Source organism: Gemmatimonadaceae bacterium, from assembly GCA_036003045.1.
Taxonomy (GTDB): domain Bacteria; phylum Gemmatimonadota; class Gemmatimonadetes; order Gemmatimonadales; family Gemmatimonadaceae; genus JAQBQB01.
The window spans coordinates 1-18,375 of sequence record DASYSS010000065.1; the positions used below are offsets into that span (position 1 = coordinate 1).

16 protein-coding genes and 1 riboswitch are annotated in these 18,375 nt (G+C 66.1%); of the genes, 5 read left to right on the forward strand and 11 right to left on the reverse strand.

All coding sequences use genetic code 11. The annotated features are described in order from the left end of the window. The 6 genes from VGQ44_16290 to VGQ44_16315 all read right to left on the reverse strand — a co-directional run. Positions 1-397 (reverse strand): homocysteine S-methyltransferase family protein (locus tag VGQ44_16290; GenBank protein ID HEV8448390.1); only part of this gene is annotated, 397 nt, incomplete at its 3' end. Then, positions 394-3,960: a methionine synthase gene (gene metH, locus VGQ44_16295; GenBank protein HEV8448391.1), complete on the reverse strand. Its 3,567-nt coding sequence runs from the start codon at positions 3,958-3,960 to the stop codon at positions 394-396. The genes VGQ44_16290 and metH, both read right to left, overlap by 4 nt. A gap of 42 nt (positions 3,961-4,002) precedes the next feature. Next, a riboswitch (SAM riboswitch) is annotated at positions 4,003-4,077 on the reverse strand. Between the two features lie 33 nt (positions 4,078-4,110). After that, a complete protein-coding gene (locus VGQ44_16300) occupies positions 4,111-5,688 on the reverse strand; it encodes a 5'-nucleotidase C-terminal domain-containing protein (GenBank protein ID HEV8448392.1) in 1,578 nt (525 codons plus the stop codon). A gap of 22 nt (positions 5,689-5,710) precedes the next feature. Continuing rightward, positions 5,711-6,124, reverse strand: coding sequence for a hypothetical protein (locus tag VGQ44_16305; GenBank protein ID HEV8448393.1), 414 nt, complete (start codon positions 6,122-6,124; stop codon positions 5,711-5,713). Positions 6,125-6,143: 19 nt separating this feature from the next. Then, positions 6,144-6,557: a DUF167 domain-containing protein gene (locus tag VGQ44_16310; protein HEV8448394.1), complete on the reverse strand. Its 414-nt coding sequence runs from the start codon at positions 6,555-6,557 to the stop codon at positions 6,144-6,146. Continuing rightward, on the reverse strand, positions 6,443-7,018 hold the full coding sequence (locus tag VGQ44_16315; protein HEV8448395.1) for a YggT family protein: 576 nt from the start codon (positions 7,016-7,018) through the stop codon (positions 6,443-6,445). Before VGQ44_16315 ends, VGQ44_16310 begins: the two co-directional genes overlap by 115 nt. A 539-nt stretch (positions 7,019-7,557) precedes the next feature. Between VGQ44_16315 and VGQ44_16320 the strand changes: the two genes are divergently transcribed. After that, positions 7,558-8,163: an EVE domain-containing protein gene (locus VGQ44_16320; protein HEV8448396.1), complete on the forward strand. Its 606-nt coding sequence runs from the start codon at positions 7,558-7,560 to the stop codon at positions 8,161-8,163. Here the strand turns inward: VGQ44_16320 and VGQ44_16325 are convergent, their stop codons facing one another. From VGQ44_16325 to VGQ44_16340, 4 genes are all read right to left on the reverse strand, one after another. Continuing rightward, positions 8,164-9,564, reverse strand: coding sequence for a citrate synthase (locus VGQ44_16325; protein HEV8448397.1), 1,401 nt, complete (start codon positions 9,562-9,564; stop codon positions 8,164-8,166). It abuts the gene before it with no gap. Between the two features lie 74 nt (positions 9,565-9,638). Further along, on the reverse strand, positions 9,639-9,956 hold the full coding sequence (locus tag VGQ44_16330) for a hypothetical protein (GenBank protein ID HEV8448398.1): 318 nt from the start codon (positions 9,954-9,956) through the stop codon (positions 9,639-9,641). Further along, positions 9,953-10,573: a hypothetical protein gene (locus VGQ44_16335; protein ID HEV8448399.1), complete on the reverse strand. Its 621-nt coding sequence runs from the start codon at positions 10,571-10,573 to the stop codon at positions 9,953-9,955. The genes VGQ44_16330 and VGQ44_16335 overlap by 4 nt, the downstream gene beginning before the upstream one ends. Before the next feature lie 110 nt (positions 10,574-10,683). After that, a complete protein-coding gene (locus VGQ44_16340) occupies positions 10,684-11,319 on the reverse strand; it encodes a hypothetical protein (protein HEV8448400.1) in 636 nt (211 codons plus the stop codon). Positions 11,320-11,457: 138 nt separating this feature from the next. On the opposite strand from VGQ44_16340, the gene VGQ44_16345 reads away from it, so the two are divergent. Beyond that, a complete protein-coding gene (locus tag VGQ44_16345) occupies positions 11,458-12,807 on the forward strand; it encodes a copper resistance protein CopC (GenBank protein ID HEV8448401.1) in 1,350 nt (449 codons plus the stop codon). Beyond that, on the forward strand, positions 12,804-13,805 hold the full coding sequence (locus tag VGQ44_16350; protein ID HEV8448402.1) for a threonine/serine dehydratase: 1,002 nt from the start codon (positions 12,804-12,806) through the stop codon (positions 13,803-13,805). Before VGQ44_16345 ends, VGQ44_16350 begins: the two co-directional genes overlap by 4 nt. Before the next feature lie 7 nt (positions 13,806-13,812). Here VGQ44_16350 and VGQ44_16355 read toward each other — a convergent pair whose 3' ends face one another. Beyond that, on the reverse strand, positions 13,813-15,093 hold the full coding sequence (locus VGQ44_16355; protein HEV8448403.1) for a VWA domain-containing protein: 1,281 nt from the start codon (positions 15,091-15,093) through the stop codon (positions 13,813-13,815). 205 nt (positions 15,094-15,298) lie between these two features. Here VGQ44_16355 and VGQ44_16360 point away from each other — a divergent pair, with 205 nt between their 5' ends. Together VGQ44_16360 and VGQ44_16365 are read left to right on the forward strand one after the other, a co-directional pair. Further along, the gene (locus tag VGQ44_16360) at positions 15,299-15,658 is read left to right on the forward strand and encodes a PadR family transcriptional regulator (protein ID HEV8448404.1); all 360 of its coding nucleotides are present in this window, start codon (positions 15,299-15,301) and stop codon (positions 15,656-15,658) included. Further along, positions 15,655-18,375, forward strand: a complete 2,721-nt coding sequence (locus tag VGQ44_16365) for an ADOP family duplicated permease (protein HEV8448405.1) — start codon at positions 15,655-15,657, stop codon at positions 18,373-18,375. The genes VGQ44_16360 and VGQ44_16365 overlap by 4 nt, the downstream gene beginning before the upstream one ends.

An 18,375-nucleotide genomic window follows, 5' to 3' on the forward strand; every position in this document is an offset into this window, starting at 1 on the left:
GCTCCTTGAAGATCGCGCGCGCTTCGTCCTTGCTCGTCGGACCGTACGGCTCGAGGCGAATGCCCAATGGTCCGACGGCTCCAGCGACGAGCGCGCGCCCGTCGGCCGCGTCGCGCGCGACTTTCGCGGCGGCGCGATTCAACTCTTTCACCTGATCCTGCAAGCCGTGCTGCACGAGCTTCACGCGATTCGCGCCGAAACTGTTCGTCTCGATCACGTCGGCGCCCGCCTTCACGTACTGCGCGTGAATATCGCGCACGAGGTCGGGCGCCCTGACGTTCAGCTCGTCGTAGCACTGGTTGATGAACACGCCCTTGCTGTAGAGCATCGTGCCCATCGCGCCGTCGAACACGACGATGGAGTCCGGGTCGAGCAGCCGTTCGATCGTCGCGTTCATCGGGCGCTTCCCTCACCGCGGACGGCGTAGTACTTCGCTTGCGGGTGATGGACGATGATCGCCGCGGTGCTCTGTTCCGGGATCAGCTGAAACGCGCTCGTGAGTTGCATGCCGAGCGACTGCTCGGCGGGCAGAATCTTGAAGAGCTGCGCGTGGTCCTCGAGATCCGGACAGGCGCCGTAGCCCCACGAGTATCGTTTTCCCTGGCCCCCGGGCACGCCCAGATCGTGTCGAAGCTTCCGGTGCATCCACTCGGCGACCGCCTCCGCCGTTTCGACGGCGAGGCCGTGGCCGTAGAACGCTTCCGTGTATTCGCCGGAGGTCTGAAGCGATTGGAACCGCTCGGTCGCCGCGTCGCCGACAGTCACCACCTGAAATCCGACGACGTCCACGTCGCTCGAGTCGACCGATCGAAAGTAGTCCGCGATGCACAGACGGTCGCGCCCTTCCTGCCGGGGGAAGTGGAAGCGCGCGATCTCGCGCGTCGTGCCGTCTCGGGAAAAGGCGTCCGGGTCGTAGATGATGACGTCATTGCCGCTCGATTGGGCCGGGAAGAGACCGTAGACCGCCCGCGGCCGCAACCAGCCGTCGCACTTCGCGGATTCCTGGAGACGGGCGCGCGTCGGCTCGAATTCGCGGACCGCGGCTTCGTACGCTTCGCCGGAGCCGCGCGCCCCCCACTGCAAGCGATACAGCTCGTCGAGATCGAGCAGCGAAAAGACCTCGTCGAGCGGAATGTCTTCGATCGTTCGCACGCCGTAGAACGGCGCGGTTGGAATCGGGTTGTCGGCGTTGACGTCGCTCCGTTGGCCGGCGGCCGAGCCGGCGGCGACGTCCTTGCCGACTGTCGTCGAGAGAAACTTGTCGGTGCGCGCGTCGTCGAGGAGGCGCGCCAGGAACTGCGTGCGCGTTTCGCTGTCCTGGAGTCGGTCCATCGTCTCCAGCCCTTCGAACGCGTCCTTACAATAGAAGACGCCCGAATCGTACGCCCGCTCGCCCTCCACGAACAACGCGCGCCTTCCGAAGCGCCGGTTGATCGCCGCCCCGCCGATGAGCACGGGAATCTTGAGTCCGCGGCGGTCGAGCTCCTGCACGCAGAGCGGCATCTGCTTCGACGTCGAGACCAGCAGCGCCGAGAGGCCGATCGCGTCCGCGTCTACCTCGAGCGCCTTCTCGATGATCGTGTTGACCGGCACCTGCTTGCCGAGGTCGAAGACCGTGTAGCCGTTGTTGGAGAGAATCGTGCTGACGAGCGACTTGCCGATGTCGTGCACATCGCCATAGACCGTCGCCAGCACCACGCGGCCCTTGGTGTAGCCCTCGGCGCGCTCCAAGAACTGCTCGAGGTGTTTCACCGCTCTCTTCATCACCTCGGCCGACTGCAACACGAACGGCAGAATCAGCTCGCCGGCGCCGAACTTGTCGCCGACTTCCTTCATCGCGGGAAGCAGGACGTCGTTGAGCACGCGCACCGGCTGTTCGCGCACGCCCGCCGCGTCGAGAGCCGCCTCGATGCCGTCCTTCTTGCGGTGCACGACCATGTAGTGAACGCGCTGATCCGTCGACATCGATGCGGTCGGATCTTCGGCCTCGGCCGCGCGCGCGGTGCCGCCGCCCGTCCGCGATTCGAAGTGCTCGATGAAGCGCTGGAGCGCGTCCGGGCGCCGATTGAACACGAGATCGTCGGCGAGCGAGCGTTCCTCGGCTGGAATCTCGGCGTATGGCTGGACGTGCGCCGGGTTCACGATCGCCATGTCGAGCCCGGCCTCGACACAGTGATGCAGGAACACGGAGTTCAACACCGCGCGTGCTTCGGGGGTGAGGCCGAAGCTTACGTTCGAAACGCCGAGGCTCGTGAAGACCCCGGGCAATTCGCGCTTGATGAGCCGAATGCCCTCGATCGTCTCGACGGCCGATTCGACCCACTCCTGGTCGCCCGTCGCGAGCGTGAACGTGAGGTCGTCGTAGATGAGGTCCTGCGCGGCCAGTCCGTACTCGCCGACGACGATGTCGTAAATCTTTTTCGCGACCTCGAGCTTTCGTTCGCGCGTCTTGGCCATGCCGATCTCGTCGATCGTGAGGGCGACGAGTGCCGCGCCATAGCGCTTGGCGAGCGGAACGACCGTATCGATGCGCTTGCGGCCGTTCTCCATGTTGATGGAGTTGATGATGCCGCGGCCCGGAATCGCTTCGAGCGCTCGCTGCACGACTGACGCTTCCGTCGAGTCGACCATGATGGGCGTCTCGACGGTCATCGACAGCAGCTTCACGACCTTCGCCATCTGCTCGGCTTCGTCGGCGCGCTCGGTGAGGGCGACGCAGACGTCGAGGACGTGCGCGCCGGACTCGACCTGCTCGCGCGCGACGTCGCCGATCCCCTCGTAGTCGTCGGCGAGGAGGAGTCGTTTCACCTTGCGCGAGCCCTGCGAGTTCACTCGCTCGCCGATGAGGAGCGGCTTCGGGTTCTGGTCGAAGTCGATCGCGCGCATCGCCGACGACGCGCGCGGAACCCGCGAGCCGCGGACGCCGCCGGTCGCCGGGGCAGTCTTTGCCTCCGGTGGCTTTGCGCGCGTTGCCGCTCGCACGCGATCGACGATCGCCGCGAGATGCTCCGGCCTCGTGCCGCAGCAGCCGCCGACGATTCGCACGCCGAACTGCTCGACGAACTCGCCGAGCATGTCGGCCATCGGCGCGGGCTCGAGCGGGTAGATCGCGTCGCCGGTACCGGTGTTGAGCGGCAGGCCGGCGTTCGGAATGCACGAGACGGGGCGCGACGCGTTCCCCGCCAGATAGCGGATGGGCTCGCGCATGTGCTCAGGGCCAGTCGAACAATTGAGCCCGATGATGTCGATGGGCAGGGCTTCGAGGGTCGTCATGGCGCTGGCGATGTCCGTGCCGAGCAGCATGCGGCCGCTCGTGTCGAGCGTCACCTGCGCTTGAACGGGCACGCGGCGTCCGATCTCGTCGAACAACCGCTGAAAGCCGGCGATCGCCGCCTTTACTTCGAGGATGTCCTGCGCGGTCTCGATCAGCAGGACGTCTACGCCGCCTTCTACGAGATACTTCGCTTGCGCGTAGTAGTTCTCTTCCAGCTCCGCGAATGTCGTGTTGGAGAGAACCGGGTCGCTGCTCGACAGGAGCAGCCCCGTCGGCCCGATCGAACCGGCGACGAAGCGCGGGCGTTCCGGAGTCGCATACTTGTCGCACGCGGCGCGCGCGAGCTTCGCGGCGGTGACGTTCAGCTCGCGGGTCTTTTCCTCGATCCCCCATTCGCGCAGCCGGTGCGGCGTCGATTGGAACGTGCAAGTCTCGACGACGTCGCAGCCGACCTCGAGGAACGACTCATGAATCGACTGGATGATGTCCGGGCGGGTGAGGACCAGGTGGTCGTTGCACCCCTCGAGCGACTTGCCGCCGAAGTCTTGTTCGGTCGGGTGATGGCGCTGGATGTTGGTCCCCATCGCGCCGTCGAACACGACCACGCCGCGCGCGACCGCCGCGAGATACGCGGACTGGGTCACGCCGGCGGTCGGCTGCTCGGTACGGGAGGACGTCTCAGCCATCGGAAGTGCCCTTTGGGGAAACAAAGAAAAATGCCCGCAACGCTAGCGCTCGGGCTGGCGCTTTAGCGGAATGTTTAACGTGGCCGCAAGTTGCCGAAAATCGCCACGGACAGTTGTCCTTGTAGTCTAACGCCCTTGAAAGGACGATGGCTAGCCCGATTTCGTTGCGCCGTTCGCCGCGAGGGCGTGGATTCGAACGTCGCGGGGAGGCTGCACAGGTTGCGGCGCGGCGCGGAGATACGCGATCAGCGCGTCCAAATCGGTGATGTCCACCGATTGCGACGAAATCGGCTGGCCGGGGAATCCCAGTCCACTCCCGCCCGTGAGCATGAAATCGTTGATGACGATCGTGTACGTGGCGGCGTCGTCGAACGGGCTCCCGTCGGCCAGCGTGAGGGACGTGATTCGCGACCCCGCCGGCCGGGCTGGATCGAACATCAGATGCACCCCGCCGAGCCATGCACTGGGCTTTCTGCCGCTCACCGAGCGCTCGAAGTAGCGGCGCATGTCGGCGCCTTTGGCCGTGAGCTTGTAAAGAACGTTGCCGAACGGCTGCACCTCGAAGACGTGCGAGTAGTTCGCGAGGCCTTTCTTGAGCGCCGCGCGAACGCCGCCGTGGTTCATCATCGCGAAGTCGGCGTGTCCGGCGGCGCGCATCGCGTCGGCGACGAGGTCGCCCAACGGCGATTCGTCCGTTCCCGGCATGTCCTCGGCGATCGTCGCGACGCGCTCGCCGGCGCGCTCGGCGACGGCGGAAACCGCGGCGCTCACGTCACCAGCGACGGCGGCGTCGGCCTGGATCGAGTCGGGGAAGACATTGCGGACTTCGTGGCGCGTCGCGTTCGACCGGTCGAGCGGAATGTCGACGACGTCGATCGCCGAGCCGTGCGAGTACGCCTGCACGATCGGCACGCCGTTGATCACCGTATTGACGAGCGAATGCGAGTGGCCGGCGACGACCGCGTCGACGTGTTGCTTGAGCGATCGCACCATGTCGAAGATCTCGCCGTTGCAAGCGCCCGATCCGTTGGCGTCGCAGAACCCGCCGGCGTGCGCGAGGACGATGACGGTGTTCGCGCCGCGTCGGCGAAGGTCGGCCGTGAGACTGTCGACGATCGGCGCCGGATCGTCGAAGCGCAGCCCCGCGATGTTGCTGGCCTTCGCCGCGGTCTCTGTCGATCGCGTGATGATGCCGATGATGCCGATCGTGAACGGACCGCGCGTGACGATGGTGTCGTCGCGGATCCACGGCACGTCGCGACCGTCGGTGAAGCGCACGTTTGCGGCGAGAACGTCGTAGTGTTCGTCGCGCATGCGCGCACGTAGCGTATCCGTTCCCCAGTCGAACTCGTGGTTCCCGAGCGCCGCCGCCGTGTAGCCCAGGTGATTGTAGATGCCCGAAACGGGGCGGCCGTACGCGAGGTTCGACGCCAGCGTTCCCTGGAACTCGTCGCCGCCGTCCACGAGGACCCACTGGCAGTCGGGCGCCGCGCATTCGCCTTCGGCGCGTTCGATCGTCGCGGCCAGCGCGGCGGCGCCGCCGCGCAGCACGCCGCGCGTGTCGCGACGCGGTTCGAGCGCACCGTGAAAGTCGTTCGTTCCGATGACTCGAAGGCGCGCCTCGGGGCGGGCGGGGCGCTGTAACGAAACGTGCCGCCCTGCCACTCCGAGCGGACCCAGCGCTAGCGCGAGCAAACCCGTCCGCAGCGTCGTCGCCAGGTCGCGCATGTGTGGGTGCTCGGAAAAGGGACTACGCGCGCGGAAGGCGCTCGCGGCTCGAATCGTCGAAGCCGCGACCGGTCGTCTTGGCGCGCTCGCCCACGTGCTGCACGAGCGCGATGAGACGATTTCGCTCGAGCGGGAGTGTGAGGTCGGCGAGCACCGCGCGCTGCAACGTCGGCGACAGCGCCGCGGACCCCGATGTCCCGGCTCTATACAGCACGAGAGCGCCGCCCGGAGCCAACGGAACGTTCAGCGTCTCTCCGGTCGACTCCGACGCCAGCCCATGACTCACGATCGCGATGAGGGGCGCCTGCTGCGTCGCCATCTCGCGCGCCTCGTGAAGCGTGTGCACCACCGATGTCGTGAGCCCAAGCGCCGCGAATGATTGCGCCAGACCTTCCAGCAGCGGGGTCTCTGTACCGACCAAGAGAATTTGCGTCATTGTTCCGGCGGCAGGACCGTCATCGAGCCCCGCCTTCGACGACGGCGCGGATCGCGACGTCTGTGACTCCTTCGATCTCGACGATCTTCGATCGCGAGTGTTCGCCCGCGAGAATTCTAATCGAGCGCCGTGCGACTGCGAAGGTGTGGGCAAGCAATTTCACGAGCTCCTCGTTCGCCGCGCCGTCGACCGGCGGCGCACTAAGCCGCACCTTCAAGGCTTCGCCGTGAACTCCGACGATTTCGCTCCGTGGTGCGCGCGGCTGCACGTGAATCGCCAACCGAGCTCGACCCTTCGATACGTCCACCCGCAACGGACTCACGGAATGCCTAGGATGCTCTGCAACAAACTGAGCAAGAGCCATGCGATGATCGGCGTGATGTCGATTGGCCCGAGGCTCGGAATCAGCCTGCGCAGCGGTGCGATCATCCATTCGGTCAAGATGTACGACCAGCGGACCCAGCGCGAATATGGCGAAATCGGCAGCCACGACGAAATGACTCGTACCAGAAGGGCGACCTTGAGCACCGAAAACGCCCATGAGGCCAGCAGCATTGGCAGCGCGCGCGGAACCCTGGCGACATAAACCACCTGAGCGAGGAGACCGCCGAAAAGATTCAACGCGCTCACGAGCAAAATGCCGAACACCGCGTAGCCGACGATCATCCAGAGCGGCGCCGCCGACGGAACGCCACCGGCCCGAAGGATCACCCGCTCGACGGGCGACATGAGCGGGTCGATCCGGGCGCGCGCGAATCGCGCGCTCCGACTGAAGGGACTGACCCGGCGGGTCCGAACCGCCCAGTCGAGAACGCAGGCGACGGCGACGAGGCCGCCGATGGCGAGCAACACCATTTTCACGCCAACGACGAATGCGTCGAAACCGGCTGCCATGTTCACGCGCGAAAACTGGACGACCCTGGTGAGCGCAGCAAGCCGCAACCCGCGCGCTCAGCGCGCTCCATCCGATGGACTGCGCATGAACCGGTCACGCGCCGAGCCGCCCGGGGTCTTCCGCGCGACCAGTCCAATGCTGCCGACACTGCCCGGCAGCATTGCCTCGGCTCGCGCTCCAGACCCCGGGACGTCTCGACGCTGCCTCTCTGTGTGGTCGCGCTCGCGGGGGCGTGGTCACATTCGCGATTGTGCCGACTCGGTGCCGATCGATCATGCGCGCGCCCAGTTGGCTTGGCGGATCCATCAGGACGCAATCATTGATGAGTGACGGGTGGGACTGTTCGGAGCGGAGCCGAGGCAGTATCGCCGGGCAGTGTCGGGCAGTGTCGGCAATACTGCACTGGTCCGCGGAGAACAGTCCCACCCCGAACGTCGTTAACGGATGGCAGTTCCGCCCGGAGAGTGCGGTAAAGCATTGTCGGCGGAAACCGGAGGCTCTTAGACTGAGTGCGACCAATCGCCCATACCGCCCATCCATGCCAAAAGCGACCGCGAAAAAAGCCAAGACGCGCAAGCCTGCAGCGAAAAAGCAAAAGCCGGCCAAGTCGCGCTCACGCGGAGCGGCCGCGAAGAGTCCGACGGCCGCAGGCGGGGCGGCGCCGCGCGCTGAGGGGCCGAGCTATTGGCTCGTGAAGTCGGAGCCCGAAACGTTCTCGTTCGACGACCTGATGGCACGTCCGGATCAGACGACCTTCTGGGACGGCGTCCGGAACTTCGCGGCGCGCGGACATATGCGGGCGATGAAGAAGGGCGACCGGGTCTTCTTCTATCATTCGAACGCCAACCCGTCGGCGATCGTCGGGATCGCGGAGGTCGCGCGCGAGGCGTACCCGGACAGCACCGCGTTCGACGCGAACGATCCGCACTACGATCCCAAGAGCAACCCCGAGGCGCCCACCTGGTTCATGGTCGACGTGCGCGGCATCGAGCGATTACCGCGCCCCGTCTCGCTGGACGAGATCAAGAAGGTCGACGCCCTCGCGTCGATGGCGCTCGTCCGGCTTGGCCGACTCTCGGTTCAGCCGGTCACTCCAAAGGAATGGGAGACCGTCCTGAAGCTGGCGCGCGCCAAGCCGGTTTGATCACTTCTTCATCGCGTCCTGCTTTGCCGGCGGGAACCGGTTCGACAACCGCGACGTGAACGGTCGCTCGCCGTAGCCCGTGTAGATCTGCCGGGGACGCGCGATCTTCTGCTCTTTGTCGTTCAGCATTTCTTCCCACTGCGCGAGCCAGCCGGCGGTGCGCGCGACGGCAAAGAGCACGGTGAAGAAATCGGTCGGGAAGGCCATCGACCGATAGATCAGCCCCGTGTAGAAGTCGACGTTCGGATAGAGTTTGCGCGACACGAAGTAGTCATCGTGCAGCGCGACTTCCTCGAGCTTGAGCGCGATCTCGAGGTCCTTGTCCACACCGACCTGCTTGAACACGTCGTCGGCGAGCTTCTTCACGATCTTCGCCCGCGGATCGTAGCTCTTGTAGACGCGGTGCCCGAAGCCCATCAATCGACTGCCTTTTCCGCCTTTTACCTCGTCGATAAAAGCGGGGACGTTCTTCGGATGGCCAATTTCATTGATCATCCTCAGCACCTGCTCGTTCGCGCCGCCGTGCAACGGGCCGTAGAGCGCCGCCACCCCGGCCGTGATGGCCGAGAAGGGGTCGACGTGCGACGAACCCACGGCGCGAACCGCGCTGGTGGAGCAGTTCTGCTCGTGGTCGGCGTGGAGGATGAATAGAATCTCGAGCGCGTTCACGAACGCCGGGTTCGCCTCGTACTTCGGCTCCGACATTCGGGCCACCATCGAGAGGAAATTCTCGACGTAGCTGAGGTCGTTGTCGGGATAAATGAACGGCAGACCCTTGATGTGCCGGTAGCAGAAGGCGGCGAGCGTCGGAAGCTTCGCCAGCAGACGGATGATCGAGATGTTCCGCTGCGTGGGGTCGTGGATGTTCTTCGCTTCCGGGTAGAACGACGACAGCGCCGCCACCGCCGAGCAGAGCATCGACATCGGGTGCGCGTCGTAGCGGAAGCCCTGCAGGAACGTCTTGATGTTCTCGTGCACGTACGTGTGGTACGTGATGTCGTGCACCCACGAGTCGTACTCGCTCTGCGTCGGTAATTCGCCGTTGCGCAGCAGCCACGCGACCTCGAGGAAGGTCGATTTCTCGGCGAGCTGTTCGATTGGATAGCCGCGGTAGCGCAGAATCCCCTTGTCGCCGTCGATAAACGTGATCGCGCTCTTGCACGCTGCGGTGTTCATGAAGGCGGGATCGTACGTCATGAGCCCGAATTCTTCGGGCGACGTCTTGATCTGCCGCAGGTCCATCGCGCGCGAGGCGGTATCGCCTTCGACGCCGCCTTCGAGAATTTGAACGGAGTAGGATTTGCTGGTGCGCGAATCCTTGATGTCGAGCGTGCCCGTCGCCCGCAACTCGCCCCCGGCCTGAGCGGAGGCCCCCGCCGGGGCGGCCAATGTGGTGCTCATGTGCTCACGAATCTCCAAGAGTGACCCACGACGGAGCACGCTGGCTCCGTCATCCGTGAGCTAAAATCTAGGGCCTAGTGCCGCTGCGCGGACCCGCCCGCGCGCGCGGGATCGCCAATGGCGGGCGTCGAACCGCGCTCGGCCAGCACCTTCGTCACGAAGCGCTGTCCCTCGGAGATTCGCTCGACCTCGACGGCCATCGCGTCCACGGCATTGTCGAGCTTCGCCATGCGATCCGAGATCTCCCCCAGACGGGCCGTGAGGTCCGTGCTGACCACGCGCTTAGCCCGGTACTTGATCCACGTCGTGAGGATCCCCGTCAAGCACCCGATGCTCACAATGCTGCCCACGAATATGAAAATCACGGTCAGAACTTCGGCGTCGTGATTCACGGGGCAGCCTCCAAGGAAGAATTCAACTTCGCCATGAGTTTATTACGCCGGCGGACCCGTGCGGGTTTCGCCGCCGAAGCGCAGAGCGAACGTACGGGGCACCGCCCGCAGTGCGCAACGCGCGCCGTGCAGACGAGGGCGCCCAGCTCCATCAGCGCCTGGTTGTGCGTCCACGTGGCGCGTCCGGTGCGCGGCAACAACGACTCGGCGATCGTCCACGTCGTCCGCTGGCCCCGCGAAGATTTCGGATCGATCGCCGGAGCGAAGGCGCGCTTGAGAACCCGCGCCACGTTCGTGTCCACCAGCGCAGCGCGGCGCTCGTAGGCGAACGACGACACCGCCCCCGCCGTATATGCGCCGATTCCCGGCAGCCCGCGCAGTTCGGCCGCGTCGGCCGGCAGACGCGCATCGGCGTCGCGGCCTCGATCGGTTACCTCGCGGGCCAGCCGGTGCAGGTTGCGCGCTCGCGCGTAGTAGCCGAGACCCTCCCACGCCTCCATCACCCGGCCGGGAGTCGCCCGCGCGACGTCGTGGAGCGTGGGAAACCGCTCGAGGAATTCGCCGTACCGCGTCACGACCCGGGAGACCTGCGTCTGCTGAAGCATCAGCTCGGACACGAGCACTTCGTAAGGGTCGCGCGTCCGCCGCCACGGAAGATCACGTGCGTTGCGAGCATACCACCGTCGCAAGCGACGGCTGAATTCGCGGCGCGCCGACGCGCCAGCCGTCACTGCGGCGTCCAGTGCGGCACCGCGTCGAACAGTCCCTGCGATACACCCCGCTGGACGAGTACGACGCCGAAAACGAGACTCGCCAAACCGCTCGCGAGCCGCAGGTAGCGCTGCGTGCTGACGAACCGCCGCGCCGTGACCGCCGATGGAAGCGCGACCACGATCGTGATCAGGGCCATTCCGGCGATCGTTCCGGTCGCGAAGAGCGCCAGATAGAGCAACTGGAGCATCGCTCCCGGCACCGCCGCGAGCACCAGCAGCGCCACGAACGCCGACCCCGCCAGCCCGTGTACGATCCCGACGACGAGCGGGCGCGCCAGGTTGCTCGCCGAGCCGACGCGACGGCCGCTGAGCGTCAACATACCGAGCAGGATCAGCATCACGGCGACGCAGAACTCGAGCACGAGTCCCAGACGGGGCGGAATGACGAGCCGGAAAATCACGATCGCTCCGCCGACTGCGAGGATCGTGATGCTGTGCCCCACGCCCCAAACCGCGCCGATCGAGCTGGCGCGCCACAGCGAACGCTCGTCGCTCACGATCGTCGTGACGGCGACGACATGATCCGGATCGGTCGCGTGACGCATGCCGAGCACGAATCCGAGCAGCAGGATCGAAGCGAGCGAGAGCATCGAGAGGCGTGTGGGGCCTGGCGGGTGGTCGCGAAATGTACGTCCACCCGGCGAAAGCCGTGAACCGTCGTTCGCCCTGGCGAAAGGGCGACTGTGTCGCCCGTTTGCGCCCGACACTCTCGGCCTCGATCTTTGGGCGTGCGATTCCCGAGATCCCTTCGCCATCCCATCGCCGCCACGCTCGCGGCGTTCATTGTTTTGGCGACGCCGGCGATTCTCTTCGCCCACGCCCGACTGGTCAAGAGCGCTCCGGCCGCCAACGCAGTGTTGGACACGGCGCCGACGACCCTCAAGCTGTGGTTTTCCGAGCGACCCGAGCCGCGCTTCACCGCGATTCAACTGCTCGATTCGACTGGAGCGGCCGTCCCGCTCGGCGCGCCGGCTGGTATCGAACCGAACGGGCTGTCGCTCGCGATCACCCGAGCGCTGACGGCCGGCCCCTACTCCGTAGTATGGCGAACGGCCGCGTCCGACGGTCACCCGACGAATGGGAACTTCTCGTTCCGCGTCGCAGCGGCTCCGGGCGCCGCGAAGGCGCAGACTCCCGGCGTGACGGTGGCGCCGGTTGTTCCACCCAAGCCGTCCGGCGCTTCTCAAACCGCAACGCCGCCGGCGATCCGCTGGGCGGAACTCCTCGCGCTGCTGCTCTTGATCGGCGCCGCGGTCTTCAGGCTCGCCGTTCTCCACGAGGCGGCGCTTCCCGACGAAGCCGCGCGCGATATCGCCACGCGAACGAGACGCGCGGGGTTCGCGGCGGTCGCGTTGTTCGCCGTGACGACGATCGCGCGCCTCGCGCTGCAATCGCAGCTGGTTTCCGGTGCGGCCTCACCCATCGCCGCCGTGATGACAGTGGTGAGCGACACACGCTGGGGACATGGTTGGCTGACTGGCGCGGTCGGAGTGATCATCACGCTCGTCGGCCTGCTCGCCGCGTCGGAATCGACGCGCCCATGGTTCGTCGTTGCGCTTGGTGCTGTCCTCATCTGCGTGAGCGAGGCGCTGACCGGCCACGCCGCCGCGATGCGACACACTGCGCTCGCGATCGCGGCGGACGTGACCCACGTGCTCGGCGCCGGCTCTTGGGTCGGCGCCCTCTTCATCATGGTAGGCATCGGACTGCCGGCGCTCGGGCGAATGAGTCCGGCGGACGCACCTCGCGCCGGGTCGTCGTTGACGCGCGCTTACCATACAGCCGCCGTGGACGGCGTGGTCCTGGTTGTCCTGAGCGGGGTGATTGCCGCGTTTCTTCGGTTGCCGGCCTTCAACGCGCTTTGGACGACGGACTACGGCAGCTGGCTGTTCCGAAAACTCGTGTTCGTGCTGATCGCGCTCGCGTTCGGCGCCTATCACTGGCGCCGGGTCGTCACTCCGGAATGGACGGACGACACGCGACGACGCTTTGGCCGCAGCGCTCTCGGCGAGCTCGCGGTCGGCGTCGTGATCATCGCGCTCACTTCAATGTTGGTTTCTACATCGGTTCCTCAATGACTGCCATACAATCCACTGAGAAGGCCGTCTGGCCGATCACCTTTCACGACGTCGAAGCCGCGCGCGACCGCATCGCACGCCACCTGTCTCCGACGCCATTTCGCCCGTACCCGCGGCTCTCGGCAATCGTCGGCAACGACATCGAGTTGTTCGTGAAGCACGAGAACCATCAGCCGACCAATTCGTTCAAGATCCGCAACGGGCTGTCGTTCATGACCGCGCTCGACGCCGACGAGCGACGTCGCGGGGTCGTCGCCGCGTCCACGGGCAACCACGGACAGGGAATTGCGTTCGGCGGACAGTTGGCCGGCGTGAGCGTCACCGTTTGCGTGCCGGCGGGGAACAACCCCGACAAGAACGCGGCGATGCGGGCGCTCGGCGCGACCGTCGTCGAAGAAGGACGCGACTACGATGAAGCGGTCGGCGTGATGCAGCGCATCGCCGCCACGGAAGGACGCCTCGTCGCCCACTCCACCAACGACCCGCGCGTCGTCGCCGGCGCCGGTACGATGACGCTCGAGATTCTCTCGCAGGAGCCCGACCTCGATGCGTTGGTCATTGCGACGGGAGGCGGCTCCCAGGCCGTCGGCGCGATGACGGTCGCGCGCGTGCTGTCGCCCGCGCTCGAGGTCTACGGCGTCCAGGCCGCCGGAGCAAGCGCGATCCATGATTCGTGGCACGCGCACACCCGTCTCACGACGCCGCGCGCCGACACGTTCGCCGAAGGCGTGGCGACGCGGACGACGTACGATCTCACGTTTCCCGCGCTGCAGGAGGGGCTCGCCGGGTTCGTGACCGTCACCGACGGCGAGATTGCCGAAGCGCTCCGCACGATCGTCGCCGAGACGCACAACCTGGTCGAGGGCGCGGCGGCGATGGGGTTCGCCGCGGTGCCGAAGTTGGCCGACCGTCTCGCGGGAAAGCGCGTGGGGATCGTCTTCTGCGGCGGCAACATCGACGTCGGGTTGCTGCGCCGCGTTCTCGCCCGCGAGATCTGACGACGTCCTAGCTGACTTTTCGCGTCTTACGCTTGAGGAAGTCCATGAGAATGAACTGCCCGAGCGTCATCGTCGACGTGAAGTAGGCTTTGCCCTTGCTGATCTCGGACACGCGCTTCACGAACTCGACCAGCATGCGGTCGCGGGCGAGCATGAACGTGTTGATCATGATCCCCGAGCGCCGGCAGTTCGCCACTTCGCGGATCGTCTGCGCGATGACGGTCGTGTCGAGCCCGAACGAGTTCTTGTAGATCTGCCCATTGGGCAGCGTGAGCGCGCTCGGCTTGCCGTCGGTGATCATGATGATCTGCCGCATGTCCTTCTTCTGGGCCAGCAGCAGACGGCGCGCGAGCTTGAGCCCTTCCGCCGTGTTCGTGTGATACGGTCCCACCTGTGCCGTGGCGAGCGTCGCCAGCGGAATCTCCTCCGCCGAGTCGTGGAAGAGCACGACTTTGAGCGTGTCGCCGGGGAACTGCGTGCGAATGAGATGCGTGAGCGCGAGCGCGACCTTCTTCGCCGGCGTGAACCGATCTTCGCCGTAGAGGATCATCGAGTGCGAGCAGTCGAGCATGAGCACCGTCGCGCACGACGATCGGTACTCGGCCTGCCGCACCATGAGGTCCGAGTAGTCGAGGTCCATCGGCACTTCGATCTTGCCCGTGCGAGCCAGGGAATTCTTGAGCGTCTCGTTGACGTCGAGGTTGAGCACGTCGCCGAACTCATACGGCTTGCTCCATCCGTCGGCTTCGATGCCCGTCGCCAGATATGCCGTGTCGTGGCTGCCGAAGCTCGACTTTCCGAGGGAGCCGAGCAGGTTTCGTAAAGTCTTATAGCCCAGGAAGTCGATGCCCTTGTCGGTGAGATTGAAGTTCACGTCGCGGGCGGCGGCCTTGGCGAGTCCGCCGGGTCCGGTGACCGCCTGGTGTCCCGCGGGCATCTGCGGCGCATTCTCGATGTTGAGGTAGCCCTCGTCGATCAGCCGCTGGACCAGTTGGTCGAGAAGTTGCGCGAGCTTGGCCTGACCCTCGGAATCCTCGCCGCCGCGGAGCGCCTCGAGCATCTCGGGCGTGAACTGCCCGCTCTCCATGAGCGCATCGAGGATCGCCTGCTTGAGCGCTTCGAGCGATCGATTCTGCTCGTCGCCCGTATCCCAGCCGTAGTACGACTGATTGTCGCCGCCCGCAAACCCCGACTGGAGCAGAAAGTCGGCGAGCTTGTCGAGCAGCGACTGCAGATCGATCGCGTCGGCCAGCTCGGGGCTGAACTTCGTGTACGTGTGGAACCGCATGATTTGACAATACCCCAGGCAGCGCCGGGTTGCCACTTGATGGTGGACAGGTGGACAGGTGGACAGGTGGACAGGTGGACGGGTGAACGGGGCTGAACATCGTGCCGGACTCGTCTTCGGCGCTTTGCGGAGCGCCTTTCCGTCCACCCGTCCACTCGGCCACCAAACCATTGCTCCAATCGCGGTGTCCAACGTATACCCAGACGTGACAACCATAGACCTGACCATTATGGACGACCGCTCGCAGATCCTCGCCGGAACGCTCGACTTGCTGATTCTGAAGACACTGTCCGCGGGCCCGTTCCACGGTTATGGGCTCGCGCAGCACATCAAGCGGCTGTCGCGCGATGCGCTGCGGGTCGAGGAAGGATCGCTTTATCCGGCGCTTCAGCGGATGCAAGCGAAAGGGTGGATCACGTCGGAATTGAAGAAGACTCCGACCGGGAGAACCGCGCGCTACTATCGCCTCACGGCGGCGGGGCGTCGGCAGCTCGGGGAGGAGGAGAGCGAATTCCAGCGCGCAGTCGCGGCGACGATGCGCGTGTTGCGCGGGGCGGAGTCATGACGCTCGGCGAACTCTGGCGACGTGCCGTGACATGGGGCCGGCGGCGCGAGCTCGAGCGCCGGTTGAGCGGCGAGATCGACGAACATGTCGAGCTTCTCGCGCGCGATCTGGAGCGCGAAGGCCTGACGCCCGCGGACGCGCGAGCCCAGGCGGGACGCCAAGTGGGAAGTTCACTGCGCGCGCGAGAGGCCAGTCGGGATGCGTGGGGTTTTCCCGCCGCCGACGCATTCCTGCACGACCTGCGCTACGCGGCTCGCGGACTGCGACGGTCGCCCGGCTTCACGGCGACCGTGATCGTGACGCTCGCGCTCGGCATCGGCGCCAACACGACGATGTTCGCCATCATCGACCGGCTGATGTTCAGGCCGTACCCGTACATGCGGGCGCCGGGCGAAGTGCACCGCGTCTATCTCAGTACGACGTTGCGGGGGCGAACGCTCACGTACGCGACGATGCCCTACACGCGGTATCTCGACATCGCGAAGGGGACGCACTCGTACTCGCAGATCGCCGCCGTCTCGGAGTGGCGTCTGGCGGTGGGCACCGGACAGGCGACGCGCGTCAAGCACGTCGACGGGGTGAGCGCAGCCTTCTTCGATCTCTTCGACGCTCCGGCGCTTCGCGGTCGGTATTTCGTCGCTGCCGAAGACGCGGCGCCCAACGGAACGCGCGTCGCGGTGCTGACGCACGCGTTCTGGCAGTCGGAATTCGGCGGACAAAATGTCATCGGACAGCAGCTGGCGGTCGGGCTCGCGAAGTACACGATCATCGGCGTCGCGCCGGAGGGATTCGTCGGCACCGCGAACAACGGCGCCGAGCCCGATCTCTTCGTTCCGATCACGACGATCCCGGCGAACGTCAGCCCGAATTGGGATGCCGGCAAATACCTGAAGACGTACTCGTGGGACTGGACGGAGATCATCGTCAGGCGGCGCGCCGGCGTGTCGGACGCCGCGTCGGACGCGGACCTCACGAATGCGTTCATTCAGAGTCGGACGGCGCAACGCGCGCTCAATCCCGGCATGACGCCGGACTCGATCGCCAAACCCCGCGCCCTCGAGGGGTCGCTGCGATCGTGGGCCGCTCCCGATGCGGGCCTCGAGGCGCGCGTGCTGCTCTGGGTCGCCGGCGTCGCCGCCATCGTGTTGTTGATCGCCTGCGCCAACGTCGCGAACCTCATGTTCGCTCGCGTACTTCGGCGGCGCCGTGAAATCGCCGTACGACTCGCGCTCGGCGTGAGCCGCCGGCGCCTCATAGGGCAGTTCGTCGTCGAGGGGTTGTTGCTCGCTTTCCTTGGCTGCGCGGCCGGACTCGTCGCCGCGGAGTGGGCGGGCGCGGCCGTTCAGCGATTGATCTTCCTGCAGGTCGCCGTTTCGGGAGGAGGATTGATCGCTGATTGGCGGACGGTCGGCGCGGCGGCCGCGTGCGCGGTTGCCTCAGCGCTTCTCGTCGCCGTCGGCCCCGCGGTTCTCGCGACGCGATCCGATCTGACCGGCTCGCTCAAGCCGGGCGCGCGCGCCGGCGTCACGCAGCACTCGCGCCTGCGGTCGACATTGCTCGTCGCACAGGGCGGGCTGTCGGTCGTTCTCCTCATCGGCGCGGCGCTCTTCGTTCGCAGCCTCACACACGTCGTATCGATCCGGCTGGGATACGACGCGACCAACGTGATCGAAGCGATTCTCGATTTTCGCGGCTACCAAATGGACAGCACGGCCGCCGTGGCCATGCGCCGGCGACTGCTCGCCGCGGCGAAGTCCATTCCAGGCGCGGAATCGGCGACGCGCGTAAACAGCCTGCTGTTCAGCACCAACACCGCGTACCTCTCGGTGCCGGGAATCGACTCGGTCGCGCGGCTGGGCCGCTTCAATTTCCAAATGACGACGCCCGAGTACTTCGACGTGATGCGGACGCGTATCGTGCGCGGACGCGCGTTCGACGCGCTGGACCGCGCCGGCATGCCGCTCGTGACCGTCGTGAGCCAGGCGATGGGGCGAGCGCTCTGGCCAAACAAGGATCCGATCGGTCAGTGCATCCACGTCGCGTGGGACGCGCTGCATCCGGATCCGCGGCCGCCATGCAGCACGGTCGTCGGCGTCGCCGAAGATGCGGCGATGCAGACCGCGACCGACGAGCAGCGCTTCATGTATTACATCCCGGTGGAACAGGCGAATCCGGCGTGGGCGAGCACGATTCTCGTGCGCCTCTCGCCGGCCGTGACCGACGGTCCCGAACGCGTTCGACGCGGGCTGCAGGCGGCGATGCCCGGCGAGGGCTTTGTCGTCGTGCGTCCGCTCGCCGAGTTGGTGGACATTTCGCGGCGTTCGTGGAAACTGGGCGCGGTGCTGTTCACGACGTTCGGGCTGCTCGCCCTAATCGTCGCCGCGGTCGGTCTTTATGGCGTCATCGCGTACGACGTCGCGCAACGGCGCCACGAGATCGGCGTTCGCATCGCGCTCGGCGCACGCGCGCGCGACGTCGTTTCGATCGTGGCTCGCCAGGGATTCGCGTTCGTCGCGGTGGCCGTCTGTCTCGGCGTGCTCGTGGCCCTCGGCGCCTCACGCTGGGTGCAGCCGCTGCTCTACGGCGAGTCGGCCACAGACCCGGCGGCATATGCGCTCGTCGCCGGCGTCATGATCGTCGTGGCGTTGGTGGCGAGCGTCGTGCCCGCGGCGCGCGCCGCGGGCGTCGATCCGAACATCGCGTTGCGTTCCGAGTGA